Source organism: Ruegeria sp. THAF33 (assembly GCF_009363615.1).
GTDB lineage: Bacteria > Pseudomonadota > Alphaproteobacteria > Rhodobacterales > Rhodobacteraceae > Ruegeria.
Genome location: NZ_CP045384.1, coordinates 1,087,125 through 1,112,285, shown reverse-complemented (window position 1 = coordinate 1,112,285; position 25,161 = coordinate 1,087,125). Strand labels below are relative to the sequence as shown.

21 protein-coding genes are annotated in these 25,161 nt (G+C 58.8%); 5 read left to right on the top strand and 16 right to left on the bottom strand.

Going from position 1 to position 25,161, the window contains the following annotated elements; genetic code table 11:
- Positions 1–3: 3 nt before the first annotated feature.
- Entirely contained in the window at positions 4–1,131 is a 1,128-nt protein-coding gene (locus tag FIU92_RS05620; RefSeq protein WP_152457628.1) for an aminotransferase class V-fold PLP-dependent enzyme, read from the bottom strand.
- Between the two features lie 229 nt (positions 1,132–1,360).
- Between FIU92_RS05620 and FIU92_RS05615 the strand changes: the two genes are divergently transcribed.
- On the top strand, positions 1,361–2,062 hold the full coding sequence (locus tag FIU92_RS05615; RefSeq protein ID WP_254705361.1) for a GntR family transcriptional regulator: 702 nt from the start codon (positions 1,361–1,363) through the stop codon (positions 2,060–2,062).
- A 6-nt stretch (positions 2,063–2,068) separates the two neighbouring features.
- Here the strand turns inward: FIU92_RS05615 and FIU92_RS05610 are convergent, their stop codons facing one another.
- Together FIU92_RS05610 and FIU92_RS05605 are read right to left on the bottom strand one after the other, a co-directional pair.
- The gene (locus FIU92_RS05610; protein ID WP_152457626.1) at positions 2,069–2,527 is read right to left on the bottom strand and encodes an Lrp/AsnC family transcriptional regulator; all 459 of its coding nucleotides are present in this window, start codon (positions 2,525–2,527) and stop codon (positions 2,069–2,071) included.
- Positions 2,524–2,979: an Lrp/AsnC family transcriptional regulator gene (locus FIU92_RS05605; RefSeq protein ID WP_152457625.1), complete on the bottom strand. Its 456-nt coding sequence runs from the start codon at positions 2,977–2,979 to the stop codon at positions 2,524–2,526. Before FIU92_RS05605 ends, FIU92_RS05610 begins: the two co-directional genes overlap by 4 nt.
- Positions 2,980–3,110: 131 nt before the next feature.
- Between FIU92_RS05605 and ilvC the strand changes: the two genes are divergently transcribed.
- Together ilvC and FIU92_RS05595 are read left to right on the top strand one after the other, a co-directional pair.
- Positions 3,111–4,133, top strand: coding sequence for a ketol-acid reductoisomerase (gene ilvC, locus FIU92_RS05600; protein ID WP_152457624.1), 1,023 nt, complete (start codon positions 3,111–3,113; stop codon positions 4,131–4,133).
- Between the two features lie 134 nt (positions 4,134–4,267).
- A complete protein-coding gene (locus FIU92_RS05595) occupies positions 4,268–5,170 on the top strand; it encodes a DMT family transporter (RefSeq protein WP_152457623.1) in 903 nt (300 codons plus the stop codon).
- Here FIU92_RS05595 and glmM read toward each other — a convergent pair.
- The 9 genes from glmM to FIU92_RS05550 form a co-directional block, all read right to left on the bottom strand.
- Complete coding sequence (gene glmM / locus FIU92_RS05590) at positions 5,167–6,510, bottom strand: phosphoglucosamine mutase (RefSeq protein WP_152457622.1); 1,344 nt, start codon at positions 6,508–6,510, stop codon at positions 5,167–5,169. The genes FIU92_RS05595 and glmM overlap by 4 nt on opposite strands.
- Before the next feature lie 33 nt (positions 6,511–6,543).
- Complete coding sequence (folP, locus tag FIU92_RS05585) at positions 6,544–7,542, bottom strand: dihydropteroate synthase (RefSeq protein WP_152457621.1); 999 nt, start codon at positions 7,540–7,542, stop codon at positions 6,544–6,546.
- Positions 7,539–8,459 carry a dihydroneopterin aldolase gene (locus FIU92_RS05580; protein ID WP_152457620.1) on the bottom strand — a complete coding sequence of 307 codons (921 nt, stop codon included), beginning with the start codon at positions 8,457–8,459 and terminating at the stop codon, positions 7,539–7,541. The genes folP and FIU92_RS05580 overlap by 4 nt, the downstream gene beginning before the upstream one ends.
- Before the next feature lie 101 nt (positions 8,460–8,560).
- Complete coding sequence (locus FIU92_RS05575) at positions 8,561–9,934, bottom strand: multicopper oxidase family protein (RefSeq protein ID WP_152457619.1); 1,374 nt, start codon at positions 9,932–9,934, stop codon at positions 8,561–8,563.
- Between the two features lie 73 nt (positions 9,935–10,007).
- Positions 10,008–10,649, bottom strand: a complete 642-nt coding sequence (locus tag FIU92_RS05570; RefSeq protein WP_152457618.1) for a cell wall hydrolase — start codon at positions 10,647–10,649, stop codon at positions 10,008–10,010.
- A gap of 187 nt (positions 10,650–10,836) precedes the next feature.
- Positions 10,837–13,377, bottom strand: coding sequence for a putative PEP-binding protein (locus FIU92_RS05565; protein ID WP_152457617.1), 2,541 nt, complete (start codon positions 13,375–13,377; stop codon positions 10,837–10,839).
- Between the two features lie 89 nt (positions 13,378–13,466).
- Positions 13,467–15,692 (bottom strand): glycine--tRNA ligase subunit beta, encoded by a 2,226-nt coding sequence (gene glyS, locus FIU92_RS05560; RefSeq protein WP_152457616.1) that lies wholly within the window; start codon positions 15,690–15,692, stop codon positions 13,467–13,469.
- Between the two features lie 9 nt (positions 15,693–15,701).
- Positions 15,702–16,910: a sodium/glutamate symporter gene (gltS, locus tag FIU92_RS05555; protein ID WP_152457615.1), complete on the bottom strand. Its 1,209-nt coding sequence runs from the start codon at positions 16,908–16,910 to the stop codon at positions 15,702–15,704.
- An 8-nt stretch (positions 16,911–16,918) separates the two neighbouring features.
- Positions 16,919–17,440 (bottom strand): DUF6446 family protein, encoded by a 522-nt coding sequence (locus FIU92_RS05550; protein WP_152457614.1) that lies wholly within the window; start codon positions 17,438–17,440, stop codon positions 16,919–16,921.
- 78 nt (positions 17,441–17,518) lie between these two features.
- On the opposite strand from FIU92_RS05550, the gene FIU92_RS05545 reads away from it, so the two are divergent.
- A complete protein-coding gene (locus tag FIU92_RS05545) occupies positions 17,519–18,151 on the top strand; it encodes a MarC family protein (RefSeq protein ID WP_152457613.1) in 633 nt (210 codons plus the stop codon).
- Between the two features lie 8 nt (positions 18,152–18,159).
- Here the strand turns inward: FIU92_RS05545 and FIU92_RS05540 are convergent, their stop codons facing one another.
- Positions 18,160–19,089: a glycine--tRNA ligase subunit alpha gene (locus FIU92_RS05540; RefSeq protein ID WP_152457612.1), complete on the bottom strand. Its 930-nt coding sequence runs from the start codon at positions 19,087–19,089 to the stop codon at positions 18,160–18,162.
- Positions 19,090–19,295: 206 nt separating this feature from the next.
- On the opposite strand from FIU92_RS05540, the gene FIU92_RS05535 reads away from it, so the two are divergent.
- Complete coding sequence (locus tag FIU92_RS05535; RefSeq protein ID WP_152457611.1) at positions 19,296–21,035, top strand: serine protease; 1,740 nt, start codon at positions 19,296–19,298, stop codon at positions 21,033–21,035.
- A gap of 52 nt (positions 21,036–21,087) precedes the next feature.
- Here the strand turns inward: FIU92_RS05535 and FIU92_RS05530 are convergent, their stop codons facing one another.
- Genes FIU92_RS05530 through FIU92_RS05520 form a run of 3 tightly spaced genes read right to left on the bottom strand, consistent with a single transcriptional unit; the run spans position 21,088 to position 25,107 of the window.
- Positions 21,088–22,662, bottom strand: coding sequence for a 5-guanidino-2-oxopentanoate decarboxylase (locus tag FIU92_RS05530; protein WP_152457610.1), 1,575 nt, complete (start codon positions 22,660–22,662; stop codon positions 21,088–21,090).
- Positions 22,662–24,110 (bottom strand): TrkH family potassium uptake protein, encoded by a 1,449-nt coding sequence (locus FIU92_RS05525; protein ID WP_152457609.1) that lies wholly within the window; start codon positions 24,108–24,110, stop codon positions 22,662–22,664. The genes FIU92_RS05530 and FIU92_RS05525 overlap by 1 nt, the downstream gene beginning before the upstream one ends.
- A 52-nt stretch (positions 24,111–24,162) precedes the next feature.
- Positions 24,163–25,107 carry a hypothetical protein gene (locus tag FIU92_RS05520; RefSeq protein ID WP_172978472.1) on the bottom strand — a complete coding sequence of 315 codons (945 nt, stop codon included), beginning with the start codon at positions 25,105–25,107 and terminating at the stop codon, positions 24,163–24,165.
- Positions 25,108–25,161: the final 54 nt, after the last annotated feature.

The window sequence follows — 25,161 nt, the reverse complement described above, 5'->3', positions numbered from 1 at the left end:
CGCTTACAGAACCTGATCCAGCACCCGTTTCAAACGCGCGATGGTGCCGTCCACGTCGTACAGCTTGTCGAGCCCGAACAGACCCAACCGAAACGTGCTGAACCCTTCGGGCTCATCGCATTGCAACGGAACACCCGCAGCAATCTGCATACCCAGTGCCGCAAATTTCCTGCCGTTCTGAATTTCCGGATCCGAGGTATAGCTGACCACGACTCCGGGCGCGCCGAAACCGTCGGCGGCAACCGAAACAACGCCCTTGTCCTTCAACATCGACCGCACACCGTCACCCAGCGCCCATTGCGCCGCACGCAGCTTTTCGAACCCGTATTCACGCGTCTCTGCCATGGTGTCGCGGAAAGCCAGCAAAGCATCGGTCGGCATCGTGGCGTGATAGGCGTGGCCGCCGTTTTCGTAGGCTTGCATGATCTGCCGCCATTTCTTCAGATCAATGGCGAAACTGTCGGAACTGGTCTGCTCCAGACGTGCCTCGCCCCGTTCAGACAACATGACCAGACCGGCACATGGCGACGCGCTCCACCCCTTCTGAGGCGCAGAGATCAGAACATCGACACCGGTGGCTTTCATGTCCACCCAGGCGCAACCCGACGCAATGCAATCCAACACCATCAACGCGCCCACCTCATGCGCCGCGCGTGCCAGCGCGGTCACATACTCATCCGGCAGAATGACCCCCGCCGACGTTTCGACATGCGGAGCAAAAACAACACCGGGCTTTTGTTCGCGAATCGCGGCGACGACCTCTTCGATCGGCGCAGGCGCAAAAGGCGATGGGCTGGAATTGCCAGTCTCGCGCGCCTTCATGACCGTGGTCGAGTTTGTCAGAGACCCGCTTTCAATGATCTGGCTCCACCGGTACGAGAACCATCCATTGCGAACCACAAGCACATCTGCACCGCGCGCGAACTGTCGGGCGACCGCTTCCATGGCATAGGTTCCACCGCCGGGAACAACGGCCACACCATCTGCATTGTACACTCCCTTCAACATATCCGAAATGTCGCGCATCACCTGCTGAAACTTCTGCGACATATGGTTCAGCGAGCGGTCGGTAAATACGACCGAGAATTCTTCGAGCCCATTCGGGTCAACAGTTTCCAGCAAGCTTGGCATGGCGCATCCTCTCCAAAGCGTTTTCGAAGTCTTGTCCGCTTTGTCAGTTCGGGTAAAGCCCTTTCGCGGCAAAATTTGACCCAACGTAAAGCTCAACAAACACTTAATTTTTTTCGCTTAAATTCGTGAAAGCACGAAAATGACGCCAACCAGTATCACTTCCCCTTTACACTTCTACTTGCTTCTGAACAGATGCGCACACTTTATACTTGAAGGGATAGATTCACCCGTGACGATACAAAAGCGGATCAGCTTCCAGTTCGTTCGAGACGAAGTAAAACGACGCATTGAAAGCCGTGTCTGGCCACAAGGATCGCTTTTGCCGACGGAGACCCAGCTGGCAGAGGAGTTCAATTGCGCCCGGGCCACTGTGAACAGAGCCTTGAGAGAACTGGCCGACCAGGGCTTTGTCGAGCGCAAACGCAAGAGCGGCACACGTGTCAAGAAAGAGCCCAGCAAACACGCCAAACTCGAATTGTCATTGGCGCGGCAAGTGGTCGAAAGCCAGAATGCAAACTATCGTTATGCGCTTGTTGAAAGGAATGTCGTCACCAGCCCAGGATGGCTTTCCTCGCAGATCAACGTGGCACCGGACGCGCGTGTTCTACATGTAATCTGTATGCACTATGCGGACAATCGGCCCTTCCAGATGGAAGAACGATGGATCAACATCGAGGCCGTACCTGATGTGGAGGACGCGGACCTGTTCGAACAGGGGCCACATGAATGGCTGTTGACGGCCGCACCTTTCACCGATGCCGAGGTCGCTTTCTGCGCCATTTCCGCAGATGCGCGACTGGCAGAATTCATGGGCACCACGGCGGGAACATCCATGATTCAAATGGAGCGCACCACCTGGAAAGAAGACAGGCCGCTTACCTTTGCGCGCATGACGCATCATCCGGGCTATTGCATCCGCACCAAGTACTGACTCTGGTCAGCCGATGGGACCGGGCAGACGTTCTTCGCTCAGCAGAACATTGGCCTCGACATCGCCTGCACCCGGCAGAGTCATGATCCGGCGCCGCAATACACGTTCGAAATCGGCCAGGTCCCGGGCCACGACACGCAGTCGATAATCATACAGCCCCAGCACGTGCTCGACGGTCTGCACCTCGGGAACGGCACTGACAGCGCGCTCAAAATCTTCAAGGCTGACTTGGCCCTTGCGCCCCAGCTTGATGCCCAGAAAGACTGTGACACCGAATCCCAGCGCCTCGGCATTCAGACGCAGCCGACGGCCCTTGATTATTCCTGCCTCTTCCAGCCGGCGAATGCGACGCCAGGTGGCGGGTTGGGATAATCCGAACCTGCGCCCCAATGCTCCGGCACTTTGCGTGGCATCCTGTTGCAGCGCGCGAAGAAGACGGCGATCAATCTCATCCAGCTCGATCATACCGGCAGCACCTCGTCCCGCTTGACCCGCGCGATGTGCATAAGGGCCTCGATATCGGCAATATGCGGCAGGGTCAGAATCCGGTCGCGATAAAGCTGCTGATAGTGCTTCATATCTCTTGCAATGACGGAAAGACGAACATCGACACGACCCAGAAAGGTCTGGATTTCGATCACCTCTGCCACTTCACGCGCCGCCTGCGTGAAATCGTCGAAAGCTCGGGCCTGCGTCTTGTCGAGCGTGATCCGAAGCGAAACCTCGACGGCATATCCCATCGCGGCCCAGTCTATCACGGCCTCCTGACCTTCGATGATCCCTGCGGCCTGCATCTTTTCGATACGCCGCCAGCAGACGCCCGCGCTGATCCGGCAAAGATCGGCCAGTTCCGCTGTTGTCAGGCTCGGGTCTGCTTGAAAGTGGCGCAGAATGCGCCGATCAATATCATCAAGCATGATTTTTTCACATTCTCCGATTAGCGCGAATTATTCTTCATCTTTTTCGCAAATACTCAAGCCCAACCCTATCGCCATTGCGCGAACGGGCAGATACAACCGCCGCAATCAAACCAGAAAGGACCGGCGAAATGCGCGTCTATTACGATCGCGATTGCGATATCAACCTGATCAAAGACAAGAAAGTGGCTATCCTGGGCTATGGGTCGCAAGGTCACGCGCACGCGCTGAACCTGCGCGATTCAGGCGCAAAGAACCTGGTCATCGCCCTGCGCGAAGGTTCGCCTTCGGCCAAGAAAGCCGAAGCAGAGGGCCTGGAAGTCATGGGCATCGCCGAGGCGGCCGCCTGGTGTGACGTGATCATGTTCACCATGCCCGACGAGCTTCAGGCCGAGACCTACAAAAAATACGTCCACGACAACATCAAGCCGGGCGCGGCCATCGCCTTTGCCCACGGCCTGAACGTCCACTTCGGCCTGATCGAGCCGAAAGAAGGCGTCGATGTCATCATGATGGCCCCCAAGGGCCCCGGCCACACTGTGCGCGGCGAATACACCAAAGGCGGCGGCGTGCCCTGCCTGGTCGCTGTCCACAACGATGCAACCGGCAAGGCGCTGGAAATCGGCCTGTCCTACTGCTCGGCCATCGGTGGCGGGCGCTCGGGCATCATCGAAACCAACTTCCGTGAAGAATGTGAAACCGACCTGTTCGGCGAACAGGCCGTTCTGTGCGGTGGTCTGGTCGAACTGATCCGCTGCGGCTTTGAAACTCTGGTCGAAGCCGGTTACGCCCCTGAAATGGCCTATTTCGAGTGTCTGCACGAAGTGAAGCTGATCGTTGACCTGATCTATGAAGGCGGCATCGCCAACATGGATTATTCGATCTCGAACACCGCCGAATACGGCCAGTACGTCACCGGACCGCGTATCCTGAAATACGACGAGACCAAAGCGCGCATGAAAGAGGTTCTGAGCGACATCCAGCAGGGTAAATTCGTTCGTGACTTCATGCTGGAAAACGCCGTTGGCCAGCCGACCATCAAAGCGGCGCGTCGTGCCAATGACGAGCATATGATCGAGGAAACCGGCGCCAAGCTGCGCGGCATGATGCCGTGGATTTCGGCCGGAAAGATGGTCGACAAAGAAAAGAACTAAGTAGGGCGGAAGCTTTTCACAGGGCGGCCCGCGTGGCCGCCTTTTTCGTTTGAACTAAGGTCCGGCAAGGCACATAAACAGCCGGTCAGGTTTATTTTTTTTTGGCGCACCCGCGCGTTCCGACAGGACAATCAATGGTTCAACAGCCGACAAAACAGGACTGGAGCGGCGTCTTCACGCTGGGCCTGATCTGGGGCGCGACTTTCATGGTCGTTGCCATGGCACTTGAAGGGTATGGCCCAATCACCGTTGCCACCTCACGAACCACGCTGGGCGCTGTTACCCTGTTGCTTATGATGAGGGCGACCGGTCGCAAGCTGCCGGTTCTGACACCGGCGCTGAGTGTTTCGATTGTCCTTATTGGCGTGCTGTCCACTGCCGTGCCATTCATGTTGCTGAGTTGGGGGCAGCAATTTGTGCCATCTGCTTTTGCGGGGCTGTCTATGGCTGCCATCCCGCTGATGGTGCTGCCGCTGGCGCATTTCTTCTCGGATGAACCACTGAACCTGCGCCGGTTTCTGGGGGTGTGCCTTGGCTTTTCCGGGGCCCTGGTTTTGATCGGACCCGGCCTTGCACAATTGGGCAAGGGGGCAGAACCCGTCGCGCAACTGGCCTGCATCACGGCGGCGCTGTGTTACGCAAGTTCATCCGTGTTGACGCGACGCTGCCCGCCGGTTGACCCTTTGGTACTGGCTGCCCTGACACTGGTTGTCGGCGCCGCGCTTCTTCTGCCCATAATGCTACTCACCGAGGGGCTGCCGACCTGGCAAGGCCCACGCCCGACAATCGCCCTGATCGTTCTGGGATTGCTGCCAACCGCGTTTGCCACCCTTTTGCGCGTTTCGATCACCCGCAGCGCCGGGTCGGTTTTCCTGACATTGGTGAATTACCAGGTGCCGATCTGGTCGATGGTGTTCGGCGCATGGATCCTGTCCGAGGCCCTGCCCCTGCGCTTTTTCATCGCTCTGGCCCTGATCCTGACCGGCATGGCCATCAGCCAGTGGTTCAGCCTGCGAAAGGTTTTGTTCGGGAATTAGCTTGTGGCGGCTTCGACCTCTGCCACGATGCTGTCGACAACTTGGGTCAGCAACCCATCGTCTTCGCATTCAGCCATCACGCGGATCAGAGGTTCGGTCCCGGATTTGCGGATCAACAACCGGCCCTGCCCGTTCAGCCGCGCCTCGGCATCGGCGATGGCCGCCTGAACACTTTGAACCTCCAACGGGGTTTGATCGCTGGAATAGCGCACATTTTTCAGCAACTGCGGAACGGTTTCGAACTGGTTAGACAGATCAGATGCCTTGCGCCCCGACAGAACCATTTCCGCCAGGAAATGCAGCCCTGCCATCAACCCATCACCGGTGGTGGCATAATCGCTCATCACGATGTGGCCGGACTGTTCCCCACCAAGGTTGAACCCACCTTCACGCATCCGTTCGACCACGTAGCGATCACCGACGGCCGTTCGCTCCAGACGCAACCCTTGCGCTGTCAGGTGGCGTTCCAGGCCCAGGTTGGACATGACGGTCGCGACCAGGGCGTCGCCCTTCAACTGGCCCGATTTCTTCCATGCCGTCGCTAGCAAAGCCATAAGCTGATCGCCGTCAGCCACCTGACCGGTTTCGTCGACGACAACCACCCTGTCCGCGTCGCCGTCCAGACAAATGCCCACGTCGGCGCCATGCGCGACAACGGTTTCTGCGGCCAGTTGTGGCTTGGTCGATCCGCAGTTGAGATTGATGTTCTTGCCGTTGGGCGCGATTCCCACGGGGATCACTTCTGCGCCCAGCTCCCACAGAACTTCTGGTGCGGTGCGGTGGGCTGCGCCGTTCGCACAATCGATCACCACCTTCAAACCATCCAAACTGACGTTCCGCGGCAACGACGACTTCACACGTTCGCCATAGCGAAACCGTGCGTCATCAACCCGGCGCGCCCGGCCGATATTCTGCGCCTGGGCGGGTCTGACGCCTTCGTCGATCAGCCTTTCGATCTCGACCTCGGCCTGATCGGACAGTTTATAGCCGTCCGGCCCAAAGAACTTGATTCCGTTGTCTTCGGCAGGGTTGTGGCTGGCCGAGATCATGACGCCCAGATCAGCCCTCATGGACCGCGTCATGAGGCCAACGGCGGGCGTCGGAACGGGCCCCAGCAGCAGCACGTTCATGCCAGTGGACGTCAAACCGGCCGTCAGCGCATTTTCCAGCATATAGCCGGACAAACGCGTATCCTTGCCGATGACAACCCGGTGCACTCCTGTCGCGTCCCGTCGGAAATACCGCCCGACAGCGGCCCCGATGCGCAACGCCATCTCTGCCGTCATCGGATGCGTGTTGGCGGTGCCCCGCACTCCGTCGGTTCCGAACAGCTTGCGCATAGGTGTCACTCCGTGATTTGCCGTGCGACCGGATTACCGGACAGCAGCCCATAGGCGCAAGGCCTGAGAGGTCTCGGCCACGTCATGAACGCGGATGATCTGCACGCCCTGAGACAATCCCGCCAGAGCCACCGCGATTGATCCCGGCGCGCGGGCAGTCTTGCGAGGCTCTTTTCCGATGCTACCAATAAAGCCCTTGCGCGACACGCCCAGCAGGATCGGGCAGCCCAAGCCGTGGAACAGGCTGAGATTGCGCAGAAGGGTCAGGTTGTGATCCTCGGTCTTCCCAAACCCGATCCCGGGATCCACAACGATCTGATCGCGGCTCAGGCCAAGACGCTCCAGCAACGCAATCTGGCCTTCGAGAAAATCGTAAACATCCAGCAATACATTGTCGTATCGCGGATTGATCTGCATCGTCGCCGGATCACCCTGCATGTGCATGACACAGACAGGCACACCCTGCGCGGCACAGAACGGTGCCAATGCCGGATCGAAGGTGAAGCCCGAGACATCGTTGACCAACCCTGCCCCGGCCGCGCAGGCAGCCTTGGCGACATCGACCTTTCGTGTATCGATGGAAATCAAAGCGCCTGTTTCCAACCGGATCGCTTCGATCAACGGACGGGTTCGGGCGATTTCTTCCTCGGCCGGGACAAAATCCGCACCCGGACGGGTGGACTCTCCGCCGATATCCAGAATCGTGGCACCATGCGCCACCATATTCACCGCAGCCACGCGAGCAGCATCTACCGAGCTGTGAACACCGCCATCCGAGAAACTGTCCGGCGTGGCGTTCAGAATCCCCATGATATGAGGCACCTGCATATCAAGGCCCGCCACGTCAGCCCGCGGTTGGATCAAACGGCTCAGGTAATCTGACGGAACGTCCGAGGCCGCGACGATTTCGGGTTCGGACCCGCGCCGCAGGGCCTCGACATGAGTGAACCAAAGGGGTTGGCCCGCCAGCGGCACAGCGCCTGCGGGACGGGTCGTTCCATGCTGGACCAGTGGTCTGAAATAGGTTCTCACAGCTGGGCCTGATCCACCGCTACAGCGCGCAAAGGCGTTTTGGGTTCCGTCGGCAATGCGCCGCCGATCACCATCATTTCGCTCGCTTCAAAGGTCGCCGCGAACCATGCAGCCAGCGCCACGGCATCCGACGGGGCGGCAGACGGGCCGTCAACGGCATCCAGTACGATCTTGGATGGGGCCCAGACACAGATCTGGCCATTCTTCATCGCCCAATCCAATTCGGTCCGCGTTGAGACCACCACACAGCGATGGTCCCGTGCCGCCAGAACCCAGGCATTCTGTTCAATTGCCAACAGGTCAATTCGGCGTTGCGTCATCGCATGACCCGTTTGCGGAGCGGCCAGGTCGGACGCCCCGACACACAGGATCAGCGGGCGCTGGCGGTTCTCCAACTGATCGATCCAACCCTTCAGGTTTTCCGAGGCGATGGCGTCATTCGACAGGAAGACAAGGCGGGGATGCGGGCGTTCTTCTTCGGCCACCTCATGATGGACCGAGTCTTTTCCGCGCACGATCTCAACCCCCAACGCACCCGGGCCCCGATCCAGTTTTTCGATGCGAACAAAGACTCTTACAGCCTGAGGTTCAAGCAGGATGCGTTCCGCAACGCGTTCGGCCAATGTCTCAAGCAGGTTCAGGCGCTCGGCCGCCAGCTCATAGGCGATGGATTCCGTTACGCGGTCATATGACAGGATGCGATCCACATCATCATCAATCGGGTCTGTCAGAGGTCGGACTTCGACCACGATGTTGAAGCAGATCCGCTGGGTTGTTCCCCGCTCGGCCTGGAAGGCACCGATTTCGACTTCGACGATATGGTCGCGCAACGAGATACGATCCAACGGCCCCCGAGGAGACGTCGCCTCGGACCGTTCGGACGGGTGTGCGAATGCCAGACGGATTTCAGAACTCATGGGTCAGGCCTTTTCGGGCTCGTTGCATAGTTTGCCTACTATAGGCGTCGCGAGGGCCTATAGCATTCAAACAAGCGCCATTCCAACCGCCGAATGCGGCGTCACGAGACCCGAAACCAGCTCATCATCCCGGAAGCAGCGTGCCCAAGCATATGACAATGCAGCAACCAATCCCCGGGATTGTCCGCGATCAATGCGATTTGGCGCGCCTGTCCCCGCCCGACCAGAACGGTATCACGCCAGGGGCCCAGAGATCCATCGTCCATGATCAGCCGGAAGTGATGCCCGTGCAGATGCATTGCGTGCGGAAATGCGGTTTCATTCACGAACTCGATCCTGTGCAAACTGCCGACGGTCGCATCCAGAAACGGATCTTCGGGGCGCTCGGCGTAACCGTTCAGCGCCCAGAATTTGCCCAATTGCGCCAGCTCGCGGCCCGACAGTTCCGTATCACCCAGCCGGGCGCTTTCCAGCCAGCGCATTGCGCCACCTTGCAGAACCATCCGGTGCGTTCTGGAATTTTGAAGATTTCCGATCTCAGGCAAAGGGTTAGACGGCAATGCTGACACGCCGTGCCTGTGCGCCCCGGCAGCGTTTCCACCAACCTCGAACCGTGCCAGCCCAAAGGAACCATCTCTTTCGACGCTGACCAGGCTTGCCGTTTCGCCCTCGGTGACGACATCCACAATCAGATCCGCACGCTGCGCAGGTGCTAGCGGGAAAGAGCCCGACAGCCGCAGCGGTGTTTCCACGGGCATTCCATCCAAGGCGACGATCCACCCCGAAAGACCATCAAGATCCAGATCAAATATCCGGGCATTGGACGCGTTGACCAATCGAAGTCGCAGTCGCTCGTTTCTGCGTACCGCAAACGCGGGATCGAATGATCCGTTGACGGTCAGGATGTTCCCAATCCGACCTGCATGGCTCAGATCATGGCCATTGTCGAAATCATCCGTTATCTGCGCGGTCTCAGGGTTCAACCGCCAATCATCCAACATCAGCACCAGATCCTGATCGACATCCGGTGCCGTGGCCTCTGCAACGATCAGCGGCCCGTAAAGCCCGCGGGCAACTTGTTCCATCGACTGGTTGTGCGCGTGGTACCAATAGGTGCCCGCATCCGGGACAACGAAATCATAGTCAAAAGTGCCGCCCGGTTCGACAACATCCTGCGTCAGGCCGGGCACACCATCCATGGCGTTATCGATGCGTATTCCGTGCCAATGCACCGATGTGGGTTGGGGAAGGTCATTCACCAGCTTGCGCTGAACGCGTGCGCCCTGATCGACCTTTATGATCGTACCGGGGACTGTGTCACCGTAACTCCAGACCGTCGTGTCAGGAAACCCATCGGGCGCAACGCGCTGTCGGCTCAGACGCGCCTTGAGCGGCGGATAACCAGCCTCGGCCGCGACCGGCAAAATGGCGACTGCGGCGGCTGTTTTCAGAATGTGTCGTCGGGTGAAAAGCATTACGGGCCTCCTGGCCCGTAATATAGACTGCGACCTGCCACGCGCCATCAAGCTTCCAGCGCGGGTGCGTCAATCAGTTGCTCGCTGTCCGATAGTTGTGGCGGTAGAAAATGTGCACACCGATCCGCGCAGTCTGTTTATAGACCCGCGACCAAGATGGCCGAACCGCGGTCGTGTGGTAGTGCGTCGCCCCTTCGGTCAGCTCATGGCCGATACCATCAATGGCCGCCCGAGCGACCTTGGACACGCGCTCATACGCTTTCTTCTCGTGGATGACCTCTTTGCGACCGTCACATGTATAGGTGAACTGGCACTGGTATTTCTTGCCGGTGCCCTGGCGGATCACACCACACAGTGAACTTGGAAAGCGGCTGCTTTTGACCCGGTTCAGAATGACCTCGGCCACCGCAAACTGACCACGCACGCTTTCGCCTCGCGCTTCGAAGTACAGCGCCTCGGACAGGCACTTCCAGTTTTCGTCACCGGTCGCCTTGGGCTGTTGGTCAAGCCAGTCCTTGGAGTATGTTACTTCAACAGGTTTGGCCGCCTTGCGCGGCTGGAACAGTTTGAAATAGTCGCGAAAGCTTTGCGCCGGCAATTCGCTGCGGGCGACAAGTTCTTTCTTTGCAGTATCAATTGCTTCCCTCTCGGCGAAGGACGCACTCGGCAGCACGGTTGCCGCCATTGTGGCAACAGCCATTATGTAACGTAGCATCAGATAACCTCGCACAGGCACTTCACGCGCCATACCCTCCCCCGGCGGGCGCGACGAGGCATCTAACGCAATCGAGCGCAAAGGTCCAGTCTTTCGGAAAATGCAAGTGGAATCTTGCCCGCAGCGAAGATAAATTTCGCCTGCGAGTGTTCTGATAACCCACTAATCCTTGGGTTTTCAGCCCCTGTCAACCCCCAAGTCTGGAGGAAATCGCCAGTTGAGCGGCAGCCAGCCGAGCGACAGGAACCCGGAACGGCGAACACGAAACATAGTCGAACCCCAGATCCCTGCAAATGGCGATTGATTCGGGGTTTCCGCCGTGCTCTCCGCAAACCGAAAGGGTTACATCCGGTTTCGCGGCTCGTCCCCGCTCGGCTCCCAGCTTCAGCAATTCCCCGACCCCATCCGGATCAAGAACGTGAAACGGATCTTCGCCGAAGACACCCTGGCGAACATAGGCGGACATGAACCGGCCGGCATCGTCGCGGGACAGACCATAGGTCATCTGCGTCAGGTCATTGGTACCGAAACTCATGAACGCGGTCTGCGGGGCGATCTCTTCCGCGCGCAGACAGGCACGCGGGGTTTCAACCATCACACCAAGCCGATATTCAAATTCCTGCCCTCGTTCTGACGCGACCGCGGCCGCCACCGAATCGATGCGGGACTTGACCAGTTCGACCTCTCGTTTCGCAGAGACCAGCGGGATCATCACTTCGGGCACGACCGGGGCGCCGTTCTTTCTGGCATCAAGCGTGGCTTCAAAGATCGCGCGCGCTTGCATGTCATAAATTTCCGGCACCGTTACGCCCAGACGAACGCCGCGCAAACCCAGCATCGGGTTGTATTCAGTCATCGCATTGACCCGGCGTTCGACATCGGAAACCGGCAAATCCAGAGCCTCGGCCAATTCCCGTTGACCGCTGCGCGTGGTGGGCAGGAACTCGTGCAAAGGCGGGTCGAACAGGCGAATGCAGACAGGCTGCCCTTCCATGATTCTGAACAGTTGAACAAAGTCTTCGCGTTGCATCGGAAGCAAACGTTCCAGCACGGCCGCCCTGCCCGAAGACGTTTGCGCAAAAATCATCTCGCGCATCACGATCAGGCGACCGGGTTCAAAGAACATATGTTCCGTCCGGCACAGGCCGATCCCCTGAGCCTGAAAATTGCGCGCCGTCTGCGCATCGGCCGGCGTGTCGGCATTGGCGCGGATGTCAATATCACGCTCGGCATCGGCCCAGGCCATCAATGTCTGAAAACAATCATCCAACGCGGCCTCAAGCATGGCTGGCTGCCCTGCCAGCACCTGACCGGAACTGCCATCGATGGTCAGAACATCGCCGGTTTTGAAAACACGACCATCGGGTGCGGTCAGCATCTTCTTTTTGGTCTGGAACCGCATGTCTGAGGCACCAACGATACAGGGCAGGCCAAGTCCACGACCAATCACGGCAGCGTGGCTAGTCATGCCGCCCTTTTCCGTCAGAACCGCTACGGCGGCATGCATCCCGCGCACATCCTCGGGCGAGGTTTCGCGGCGGACCAAAACGCATGCCTCTCCGCGCGCGGCACTGGCCTGCGCTTCTGCGGATGTAAACACGATCTTTCCGGTTGAGGCGCCCGGGCTGGCGCCGATGGCCGTCGTCAGCACATCACGCCGCGCTTCCGGATGGACCTGCCGGTGCAATAGTTCATTCAACGCATGGGGGTCCACACGCATCACCGCCTCTTGCGGCGGTATGATCCCGTCTTCAGCCAGACGAACGGCGATCCGCATCGCTGCGCGCGACGTTCTCTGAACCCGGACGCCATCCAGAATATGCACTTTGCCGTTTTGAATGACGAACTCGACCTGCATTTCTTCGCGCAGTTTTTCGCGCATCAGCGCGGCTTGTTCTTTCAACTCGGCAAAGGCCTTGGGTGCGACTTCTTCAAGCGACGGTCCTCGCGGGTCTTTTTCAAGAAACAGCGCTGCCACATCTTCGCCCAGCGCATCCCGGCCCTGGCTCTGGCTCAGGTAGCGCCCCGTGATCTGCGGCATTCCGGTGGTGGAGTCGACCAGTTGCAGCACGCCTGATCCGCACTCACCCTGCCCGACGCCCGGGATCATCTCTTGAATGACAAGCCCAAGACCGGCATCTGCCGGGGCCCCCTTGGCCTGCCGCAGCAGCCGGGCGGATGTCCCGTCCCATGCACGGGCCATCGAGCGTAAAACCCCGATCAACTGCTCACCCCGGTCCTGCGGGAAGGCTTCGTCCGTTTCATCTTCGTACGCGCGCAGGGAATGGCGCAGGCCTTCGCTGCCATCCATGTCGATGTCATCGAACACATCCGCGTCCAGCCGCGCCACGTGGATCGCATAGCTTTGAACGAACCTGAGATACAGCGCAGCAGCGGCCTCTGCCCCCATGGTATCGGACAGGTCCACATAGCGGGCATCATTCATGCCAATGTTTAGAACCGCACCGGGCCCACCCCAATCGGGATCTTCAGAACTTGGTCGGACGCACAGCAAGGTCGTGGGATCGAATTGCTCAAGGATCGCGTCAAGGTTCGGAACGTCGCCTTCCGCAATCTGATGGACCGCATCAAACGACAAGGCGACGGTCCGGGGCACCGGCAGGTCCAGTCGGACCAGCCGCTGCAGACACTTGGCCCGCCCGCCATGGGTATGGGCCGTGACCGGCGCATCGGATGTAATGAGCGTGGTATGCGGATTATTCTGCACTGCAGCACCTTTTGATTTGCCTGCAGCATAAGCGCTTGCGCCCTTCGTGCAAGGGCGTTGTGGGCACGCATCGCTGCGTGCCCGAGGTTTCAACCTTCGATCCGCGACAGATCGGCCACGCTGGAACAAACCTGCCTGATCTGACTGAGCAGGTTCAACCGGTTACGACGAATCACGTCATTGTCGGTGTTGACCTGTACGTCCTCAAAGAACGCATCCACCGGCCCGCGCAGCGCGGCCATGGCCGCCATTGCAGTTGGGAAGTCTTCGGATTTCAGGGCAACGTCGATCTGCGTCTGCGCTCCATTCAAAGCCGCGAAAAGCGCCTTCTCGCTGTCGGTCTCGGCGAATTTCACATCCGCGCCATAGGAGTATTCCACGCCGTCCTTTTCCTCGGCCTGGGTCAGGATGTTGTTGGCCCGTTTGAACCCCTGCACCAGATTTTCCCCATCCTCGGTCGCGATCACGGCATTCAGCGCGCGGGCACGTTTGACCAGCAGGTTGAGGTCGTCATTCCCCTCCATCGCGATGCAGGCATCGATGATGTCGTGGCGGATGCCCTCGTCGCGGAGGAAGACCTTGAGGCGGTCGTGGAAGAAGGAGAGGAGGTTTAGCTTGTCCTTGTCCAGTCGTGCCAAAAGCTGTTCTTCAGTTGCCGCCCCATCGCTGTCCACGACAGCGTAAGCCAGTTCCTTCAGCTGATCGTTAGACAGATATTCTGCTATCCCACTTTGGCCAATAGCATCGCCTTTCGCACGTACTTCACTGCCTTTGACCGCGATAAGAGTAGCGAGCAAATGACGCTCAATCGTTCGAGAGGTTAGGCCAACTCTCAAATTGTTGTCCAACACTAGCCTTACGACCCCCAATGCCGCTCGGCGCAGCGCAAACGGGTCTTTCGATCCAGTCGGCTTCTCATCAATCGCCCAGAATCCGGTCAACGTGTCCAGCTTGTCGGCCAGAGCCACGGTTACAGACAGTGGCGCGGTCGGCACGTCATCCGAGGGGCCAAGAGGCGAATAATGTTCCTGCGCTACGGCGGCCACGGCGGCGTCTTCGCCTGCGGCTTTGATATAGTAGCGCCCCATAAGCCCCTGAAGTTCCGGGAATTCATAGACCATCTCGGAACTCAGATCGGCTTTGGCCAGACGCGCAGCCTTTTCGGCCTGATCGGCATCCGCGCCTGTCACCGGGGCCAGTTCACGGGCCAGAGCAGCGATGCGATCAATACGCTCGGCCTGCGTGCCCAGCTTGTTGTGGAAGGTCACGTTCTCCAGCGCGCGGGTCCATTGGGTGATGTCCGCTTTGGCAATGCGCAAGTCGTTTTCCCAAAAGAACTTGGCATCGGCCAGACGCGCCGACAGCACCTTTTGGTTGCCGGCCAGAATGGTCGCGCCGTTGTCGGTGGTTTCGCGATTGGCGACGGTGATGAAACGCTCGATCCGACCGGTCTTGGGGTTCTTCACCGAAAAGAACTTCTGATGTTCTTTCATCGAGGTCTGCAACACTTCGGGCGGCAATTCGAGGAATTCCTCGTCGATTTTCCCCATCAACACCACAGGCCATTCCACCAGCCCGGCAACCTCGGCCAACAGTCCCTTGTCTTCGACGATTTCCAGACCGGCGGCAAAAGCCATGTTCTGCGCATCATTCCAGATGTGTTCGGCACGTTCATCCTGTGACAGCAAAACGAATGCGCGTTTCAGCTTGGCAGCATAGTCCTCGAAAGACGTAACCGAGAACCGGTTGGGGGCCATGAAACGATGACCGGCCGTGGTGTCACCGGAACGAATGCCATCGACCTGCATCGGAACAACCTGCGCCCCTGATTCATCCGACAAGATGCACAGAATGGAATGCAACGGACGCACCCACCGCAGACTGCCACTGCCCCAACGCATGGATTTGGGCCATGGGAAATTGCGAATGGTGGCTTCCAGCACTTCGGCAATGATCTCGGCGGCCGGGCGGCCCGGTTTCTCTATGGTGGCGAAATAGACAGCGCCCTTGGGTGTCTCACGCTCTTCCAGTTGGTCGCGGGTCAGGCCCGCGCCCCGCAGGAACCCTTCGATCGCCTTGTCCGGCGCGCCAACCTTGGGCCCTTTGCGCTCTTCCCGGATTGTCGGGCTTTGCGCCAGCAGACCTTCCACCGCCAGTGTCAGGCGGCGCGGTGTGGTCAGTGCGGCCGCGTTTGAATAGGTCAAACCGGCCTCGACCAGACCATCGGTAATCCGCTTTTTCAGATCCTCACCGGCACGGGTTTGCATCCGCGCAGGAATTTCTTCGGAAAACAGTTCGATCAGCAGGTCGGGCATAGTCGGTCCTTAGAAGTTCACAATCGTCTGAATGACGATGGCATTGGCGATATCCACAAAGAAGGCGGATACAAGGGGCAGCACGATAAAGGCAATAGGCGACGGCCCATATCGCTTGGTTACAGCCGTCATATTTGCAATCGCCGTGGGTGTGGCGCCCAGGGCAAAGCCTCCGAAGCCCGCTGCCAGCACCGCTCCGCGGTAATTCGAGCCCATCAGGGGAAACAATACCCAAATCACAAAGGCAACCGTAAACACCGTTTGCGCCGTCATGATCACGGCAATTGCCACACCCAGTTCCGCGATGGTCCACAACTGCAAGCTCATCAGGGACATTGCCAGAAAGGCCCCAAGCGCAAATTCAGACAGCAATGCCAGCGACGGTGTCCGTGCAACCGGCGGCGCGGACGGAGCGATGGCCGCACGGACATTCGAGATCACGATGCCCATGATCAGACAGGGCACGAACAGCGGCAGTTTCAGCCCCGCTGCCGAAATCGCCTCGCCCAGCGCATAGCCCAGAATAATCGCAAGGTTCAGATGCAGCAGCACGCGCATGATGGTCACATGGTCAATTTCGGTGGCTGCGGTCGTTTCTTCCGGCAGTCCGACCGTATGTTCTTCGTCAGGTCGGTCCGGCGACAGGCCTCGTGTTTCCACCAGAAGACGGGCGATGGGGCCACCCACCAGCGCTGCAAGCACCAGTCCGAGCGTCGCCACGGCAACGCCAAGTTCGGTTGCACCGTCCAGACCCGTTGCGCTGGCAACTTCGGGTGCCCATGCGATTGCGGTTCCGTGTCCACCAATCAACGCGGCCGAACCGAACAGAACGCCTGCTTGCGCCGGATAGCCAAACAAGAAAGCCCCTGCCGCGCCGATAACGTTCTGCGCAACAATCGTGACAAGCGTCAAAATCAGCAGGATCAACAAAGGCTTACCACCGGCAATCAAGTCGGAAAGCCGCGCGTTCAGCCCGATCCCGGCAAAGAACAGAACCAGCAGAGCGTCCCGGGTCTGCAACTCGAATGACAGCTCGACATTGGCAGCGAGATACAGAAGCAAGACCACGAGCGAGGCCAAAAGGCCGCCCGTGACCGGTTCAGGAATATTGAACTGCCTCAGAACTGCGACTTTGCCGTTGATCCGGGCACCCAACAAATACACCGCAAACCCCAGAGTTGCAGTAATGAAGTCCGGGATCAAAACGGCGTCAGCCATGGTTTTCCTCAGTTTTCAGGGCGTTTCGGGCACTCCTCACCCACCACCGTACCGTCATAGGCTTTTTCACCGCAGTTGTTCAACGCGTGCCAGACATATCCCTTGCCATCCCTGGTAATCGCCACGATCCGGTCAACGCCAAAATGGATGTTCTTTTCGCTCAAAAACGCCTGCGCCTGCCCCGATTTCAGCGCATCGCCCAGCGACACGGCATCGTAACAGTCAAACCAGCCCGGCGCGGTCAAGGGTTCGGGGTTTTCGACAGCAATGAACCCGGCCATCTGATCCGGTTTCAGATCCGTTTCAAAACAGCCGCGGTAGCGGATCGGAGAACTGTCCGCATCGATCGCCTGAAAGTCTGAATAGGGGATCGGGACAGGCGCATCGCTTTGGTCCGTCATCAGGACCACGTCCTGGCCGGGTTGCGGTTCGACCTCGTAGTAGAAACCGTAAATCTGCAAATAATACATTCCGGCCCCGGCCACCAAGGCCGACAACAACAGAACAATTGCCAGCAGTTTTCCCGTCATGTTTCAGGCTGCCTCTTTCAAGTTCTTGTAAAATAGGACAGGTTTCGTCCGGGTACAGGCATCAATGAGGTCAACACCATGGAATCCACGCTTGCTGTCGGTTTTTTCGGCGCATTGTTTGCCATCATGAACCCGGTTTCCAACCTGCCGGTGTTTCTGAGCGTCACTCAGGATCTGCCTGCTGCCGACCAGCGCAAGATTGCGGTGAAGACGGTGATCTATTGCCTGATCCTTGGCGGTGCCTTTGCGCTGGTCGGAAGTCAGGCGCTTGGCCTTTTTGGCATCAGCGTCAATCACCTGCGCGTCGCCGGCGGCCTGGTCGTTATGATGATCGGCCTCAACATGCTGAACGGAAACGAAAGCACCTCTCATCATGGAACAAAAGGAGAGAAGGAAGCTTACCCCGAAACCGATACGGTCGCCTTTTACCCGCTGGCCTTTCCCATTCTTGTGGGCCCCGGCACGATAACCACCCTGGTCCTGTACGCACATCAGGTTAAAACCACGGTCGAGGCTTTTGTTTTTATGGGAGTATTTCTTGTCGTGGTCGGTCTGCTTCTGATCACGTTCTGGAACGCCGCCTGGCTGGCTGAACGCCTGTCCAGCAACGCGCGCGTGATCATGAGCCGCTTCATGGGTATGATCCTTGCCGCCATTGCCGTCAGCATGATCGCAGACGGGCTCAAGGCGCTTTTGCCCGGGCTGGCCTGATTGCCTCATCAGGCCTGAAACCCGGCGGCCTCGGTCTGCACGAACGCATCCGCACATTGTTTGGCCAACGCCCGGACGCGCCCGATATAGGCCTGCCGTTCGGTCACCGAGATCACGCCGCGCGCGTCCAGCAGGTTGAAGATGTGACTGGCCTTGATGCATTGATCATAGGCCGGGTGCGCCATGATGATGCGCTTGCCCGTCTTCGGGTCCACATGCTCTTGGCTCAGAATGGCGGCGCACTCGGCCTCGGCCTCTTCGAAGTGGCGCAGCAGAACCTCGGTGTTTGCCACGTCAAAGTTCCAGCGGGCGTACTCCTCTTCGGTCTGCTTGAAGATATCGCCGTAAGTCAAAGGACTGGGCGACTGGGGGTCATTGAACGGCATGTCCATCACGTGATCGATGCCCAGCACATACATGGCCAGACGCTCAAGCCCATAGGTCAGTTCGCCTGATACCGGCGCGCAGTCATGGCCGCCAACCTGTTGGAAATAGGTGAACTGGCTGACTTCCATTCCGTCACACCAGACTTCCCAACCCAGACCCCACGCGCCGAGCGTCGGGCTTTCCCAGTCATCTTCGACAAAACGGATGTCGTGCAGGTCCATGTCGATGCCAATCGCCTCGAGGCTTCCCAGATACAGCTCCTGCAAATCCGGTGGGCTGGGTTTGATCAGCACCTGGTACTGATAGTAGTGCTGCAACCGGTTCGGGTTCTCGCCATAACGCCCATCCGTCGGGCGGCGTGACGGTTGAACGTAAGCCGCAGCCCAGGCTTTCGAGCCAAGCGCGCGCAGGGTGGTCGCGGGATGGAACGTTCCGGCCCCGACTTCCATGTCATAGGGCTGTAGAATGGCACAGCCTTTAGACGCCCAATAGGTCTGAAGCCGCAGGATGATCTCCTGAAATGAACGCGGTGCGCTGGTCGGTTCGGTCATGGCATTCCCTCTGGGCGCCTTTGCGCCCGGTTCCGGTCGGTTTTGCCCTTCCTATGCAAGGGGCAAAGGGGCGTCAACGGGGCTTGGGGCCAAGCCTGTATCTGCAGGGCCACACCGTAAATTCCCCGCATTCGCGGCATGGCTTTTCGCAAATGAATTCGCGTATTCTGCGCCAAAGCATGAACACTGCATAAGACGGGCAGACTATGACACGCGTATTTTCAGCAATCCTATTGTTTCTTCTGGTCGGCCTGCGCGCCGCAACCGCACAACAAGATCCCGGCGTTTGGGTCCAGGTCGAGGCCCAGCCATCACTGCGCGAAGCGCAGGAACGGGCACAGGCCTATGCCAGTGCTTTGCCGGATGTGAACGGTTTTCGCCTGAACAGCGGCTGGTACGCGATCGTCATCGGCCCCTATGCGCGGACCGATGCCGAACAGGTGCTGCGCGTCTATCGGGCCGAAGGCCAGATCCCGCGCGACAGTTACATCGCGTTTTCCAGCGCGATGGGGCAACAGTTCTGGCCCATCGGGGCAAACGTTCTGAACCGTGGCGCCGTCGCGGCACCAATTGAACAAGCGGCACAACCGGAAGAGGCTCCGGCAGTCGCCACACCACAGGATTCGGATGAAACCCGTGCGCAGGCGCTTCAGTCCGAACGTCTGTTGACCGCGCAGGAACGCAAGGATCTGCAAACGGCTCTGCGCGCGGCGGGGTTTTACAACTCGACCATTGATGGTGCGTTCGGGCAAGGCACCCGCCGATCGATGAGCGATTGGCAGCGCTATAACGGGTTTGACGCCACGGGCGTTCTGACGACGTTGCAGCGCAAGGCCCTGATGGATGAATACAACGCGCCGCTGATCTCTGTCGGAATGGAGCGGTATTCCGACGACAAGGCCGGGATCGTGCTCGACATGCCTCTGGGCGCTGTCAGCCTTGATCGCTATGAGGCCCCCTTCGCACATTTCAAAAGCATTTCTGACCTGAACGCCAAGGCGCTCCTGATCAGCCAGGAGGGGGACAAGAACACGCTCCGCGCGCTCTACGAAGTGATGCAATCGCTTGAGATCGTTCCACTGAATGGCCCTCGTGAACTGGGCCGCGACCGGTTTACCCTTGAAGGACGCGGCAACGGCAAAGTGTCCTTTACGCAAGCGCAATTGGCCGATGGACAAATCAAGGGCTTCACCCTTGTCTGGCCCGAAGGAGACGAGGCACGTCGCCTGCGAGTTCTGTCAGCGATGACATCCAGCTTCCGCACGAAGGATGCGGTTCTGGATGCCGCCGCCGGTGCATCCGCAGAACAGCGCATCGATCTGGTGTCAGGCCTTCAGGTCCGTAAGCCTCGGCTGACGCGCTCTGGTTTCTTCGCGGATGAGAACGGGACAGTACTGACGGTTTCCGAGGCCGCGGAGAGCTGCACGCGGATCACTCTGGATGGTGATCAAGAGGTTCAACTGGCCCTGACTGACCCTGAACTTGGCGTGTCAGTCCTGCGCCCTGCAAAAACGCTCGCCCCCATGAGCGTCGCCGCGTTCAGTGCCACCAAGCCGCGCATCAAGTCAGAGGTGGCCGTGTCCGGCTTTTCCTATCAGGGCGTATTGGGTGGCCCCACCCTGACCTACGGGCAGGTCGCGGACATACGTGGGCTGAACGGTGAGACCGGCGTCAAGCGTCTGGCGCTGAACGCCCAACCCGGTGATGCAGGCGGCCCGGTCTTCAACGACAGCGGCAACGTCGTCGGAATGTTGTTGCCCACACCGTCCGAAGGGCGCACCCTGCCCGCTTCGGTCAGCCTTGCGGCCACCGTTGATCGGTTGACCGAAATTCTTGCAGAGGCCGGAGTGTCCGGTCAATCGAGCGAAGAAACCATACAGATATCACCCAATGAGTTGAACCGGCGCGCAACCGGCATGACGGTTCTGGTTCACTGCTGGGATTGATCCGACAGCACCTCAGCAAAAAAGCGCCGCATGAAAGTGCGGCGCATTTTCGTTACAGAATGTCAGGTGTGACGTGGATCAAGGTCGGCACAGGCGCATCGAATGCGGCCCTTACTGCACTTTGCATCTCTGCTACATTCGAAGGCGCCGAGGAGCGCGCACCAAAGGCTTCGGCAAGTTTGCAGAAATCGGGATTATGCGCCATGACCGCGTTGGGCGCGATCTGGCTGCGCACCATACTGTCCTCGATTTCCTTTAGTTTGCCATTGTCCCATAGAATGATGGGCAGCGACAATCCCAACTCAACCGCCACGCCCAGTTCCTGCATTGTGTAATGGAACCCGTAATCCCCGGCGATAACCGCCGTGGGTTTGCCGCGCCGGGCAACCGCCCCGCCAATACCGGCGGGCAACCCATAGCCAAGGGTGCCAAACCCCGTCGGATGATGCCAGTGATGAGGATAGGCCATGTCCCATACCTCTTTGGCGACATAGGCAAACTGCGTCATGTCCGAATAGATCATGGTGTCGGCCGGCATGGCAGCGCGCAAAGCATCCGCGATCGGCACGATTCCGGGCCGCTCTGCATCCACCTCGGCACGCCAGCGGGCGCGCATCTCGGCGACTTCCTCGGGTGACCAGCCTGTTGCTGGTTTCATGTCCTGAGTTGCGTGCCACAAGGCGCGGGCAAAGCTCTGGCTGTCGACTTGCAGCTTGATGGCGGCGCGATGGCGATCCGAAAGAACCTCGGGGTCGAGGTCGACGCGTATCAAGGTCGCCTTGTGCCCCAAATCCTGCCGCCACAAATCGACCTCGCCCAGCTCGGCCCCGACCGCAACGACCAGATCCGCCGACGCGATTACCTCGGCGCTGCCGGGACGCGGCAACATGGACCCGAAGTCCAGCGGATAATTTGCACCCGGCAGCCCGCGCCCGGCATAAGTGGTAAAGCAGGCCGCCCCCAGCTGTGTCAAAATCTGACGCCAATCATTCGACCTGCATCCGCCACCTAGGATGAACAGCGGCCTGCGGGCAAGGTTCAACATGGACGCGACCGATGACACGTCAGGCGGCAAGGCTTTGGTGCGCAGCGCAGGCTGGTTGGGGAACGGCGCGGGGTCGGCCTCTGCCTGCAACTGCGCGATGGGCACCTGAATGTGCTTGGGGCGCGGGCGAGAAAGCTCGAATTCTTCAAACGCCCGTTCTATCAGCCCATAGGCAGCTTCGGCGGAGTTGGCCTGGACAGACCAATCCGCAACCGTGCCGGCGGCAGCACGCTGATCTTTCATCTGGTGCAACTGACCCCGGACAGCCTGCGTTTCATCCAGACAAGAGGACAGAATCAGCATCGGAACCGAGTCGCTGTAGGCCTGTCCGATCGGGGTCATGATGTTGCACAAACCAGGGCCGGTGATCACATAGGCGACGCCGGGGCGGCCGGTTGCGCGCGCGTAACCATCAGCCATGAATCCGGCACCCTGCTCGTGCCGGGCCAGAACATGCGTGATGCCGGCCTCTTCGATACCACGATACATTTCCTGGTTGTGGACGCCCGGTATACCGAAAATCACATCCACGCCACGATCCTTGAGCATATGCGAGATTTGCGCGCCAAGGGGTCTTTTCATCAGCCTCTCCAGAATTGAACGGTGAAGATCGCGTATACCGCTAAAAGCTCGAGCCGCCCGACCAGCATTCCAGTTGTCAGCAGCCATTTGGCCGTATCGTTGAGACCTGCAAAATTACCCGCCGGTCCGATCTGATCGCCGAGACCCGGTCCAACGTTCGCCAGCGCCGTCGCGGCCCCGGACACCGAAGTAATGAAGTCCAGACCTGTCAGTGCCAACGCCCAGGACAACACTCCCATCGACAGAACGAAGAACATGAAAAAGCTCATCACCGATGTCAGAACGTCCCGTCCGACCGGCCTTCCATCATAGAGCGGCATGAACACGCCATGCGGGGACCTGATCCGTTTGATCTGGCTTTTGATTGAGGCGAACAGCAACTGATAGCGAAAAACCTTGATCGAACACGCAGTCGACCCCGCGCATCCACCGATCAATCCGATCAGGAAAAACAGCATGATCGGAAAGCTGCCCCACCCCATGTAATCGACACTGGCATATCCTGTCCCCGAAATGATCGAGGTGATGTTGAACAGTGACTCGCGGAACGCCTGTTCCCAATGATGCGGAAAGACCGAGGTCAGAAAGACTGACATGATGACAACCAGAACCAGAATGGTCGCCAGAAATGCCCGGATTTGACTGTCTTTCCATAACGACGCCGTATGACCATTGGCCAACTGGACATAGCGCACAAAGGGAAGAGCCGCCAGTATCATGAAGACGGATGCAGCATATTCGGCCGGGCCTGAAAATGTTCCAAACGAGGCATCATAGTTCGAAAAACCGCCCGTGGACACCGTCGTGAAAGCATGCACTAACGCGTCAAAAAAGCTCATCCCAAACGCGGCATAGACCAGCACGCACACAAGAGTCAGGAAGACGTAGATCAGGGAAATCTGCCCCGCAATCTCCTGCGCGCGAGGCAGGATTTTCCCCATGGTTTCAAATCCTTCCGAGCGGAAGATTTGCATGCCACCAACCCGCAATTCGGGCAGGAATACCATCGCGACGACGATGATACCGATGCCTCCCAGCCATTGCAGGATACCGCGCCACAACAAAAGGCCCTTTGGCAGCGTGTCCAACCCTGATATTACGGTCGAACCGGTCGTCGTAAGGCCTGACATCGCCTCAAAATAGGCATCGACAAAGCGCAGCTCGGTTTCACCGAACAGAAACGGGATTGCACCAAACACCGGCAGCGCGACCCAAACACCGGTTGTCAGCAAAAAGGTCTGCCGGATGGTCAGCCCCTCGCCCACACCGTTCGAGCAACTCATCGCCAGGACGGATCCGGTCAGCATTGTGATTATCGCGCTTTCCAGGAACACATTCCATTCGCCGCGACCTTCGATAATGTCCGCGAGCATAGGAAACAGCATGGTCGCCCCAAGAATGGCGACCAGCAAGCCAATCACATATCCGACCGGGCGAAGATCCATCATAACGCGCAGCGTTGGCGCGCCAGCCCGACCGTGTCAAGCAGATGATCCCGGTTTACGTGTCTGTTTTGGTATCCGCTCCCGGCATTGCGGGCGGTTTCGACGGCGGTCGCGTTTTGCGCGCCTGCGGTTTTGATTGTTCTGCCGATGCCGCAGGTTTTGACCGCGCAGCAGCGGGCGCCGACTGCTGAGTTTCTGCTTTGGGAGCAAGGGGCGCGGTTTTTGCTGGGGTCGAAACGGTTTGTTCGATAGGCTTAGCGGCTTTGGCACGCGCAGCAGGTGCCTTGGTCGCAGAAGCCGCCGGTCGGGTACGAGGTTTTTTTGCCGGGGCCGACGCGCGAGAGGAAGACGTGGTTGCAGTCGCGTTCCGCGCAGCCGGTTTGGCGTTTTTTGCAACAGCTGCAGCCGGTTTCGATTCTGTTTTTGGCTGCGGCGCCGGTTTGGGTGCTGGTTTTGGTACGGGCTTTGCTATCGCCGCAGGTTCAGCCTTTGGCGTGACGGCGGCGCGCGGCTTCGCGGAAAACTCCGCAGGTTTGGGCTCAGGTTTACCGGCGGTGACCTTCGTTACGGTTTTTTTCACTGCTGCGGTCTTTTTGACGGCAGGTTTTTGCACACGCGGCGCAGTGGCTTTTGCCTTGATTGTCGTCTTTTCCACCGGCTTTTCCGGGGACGCCGCAGCCACGTGCAACGCTTGCACAGGAGCCATCGGCAATTCGAACGCTGAACGGGCCACGATCTGCATGATCTTCATCTGGTTGACCATTGCGTAACCAGCCATGCGAATTGCCGCAGCTTGAAACTCCAGCGGTTGGGTAATCGGATTCATTACATGCTTCTCCTGTAATAACGATGCAGCCCAAATGTGATGGATAAAACGCCTTGCCCTCTTCGATTTCTCGAACGGTGGTCGCGGTCTTGCAGTCCAAGGCGTCTCACGTCTCGGCATCCTTTTCGGGGCGGCCAGCCAATCAAATTGCAAGCATCCAGCTGCTGCATTCACGATAGATATACAACAAACGACTGCGCAAATGCAGCATTTTTGCTGCATTGCGGC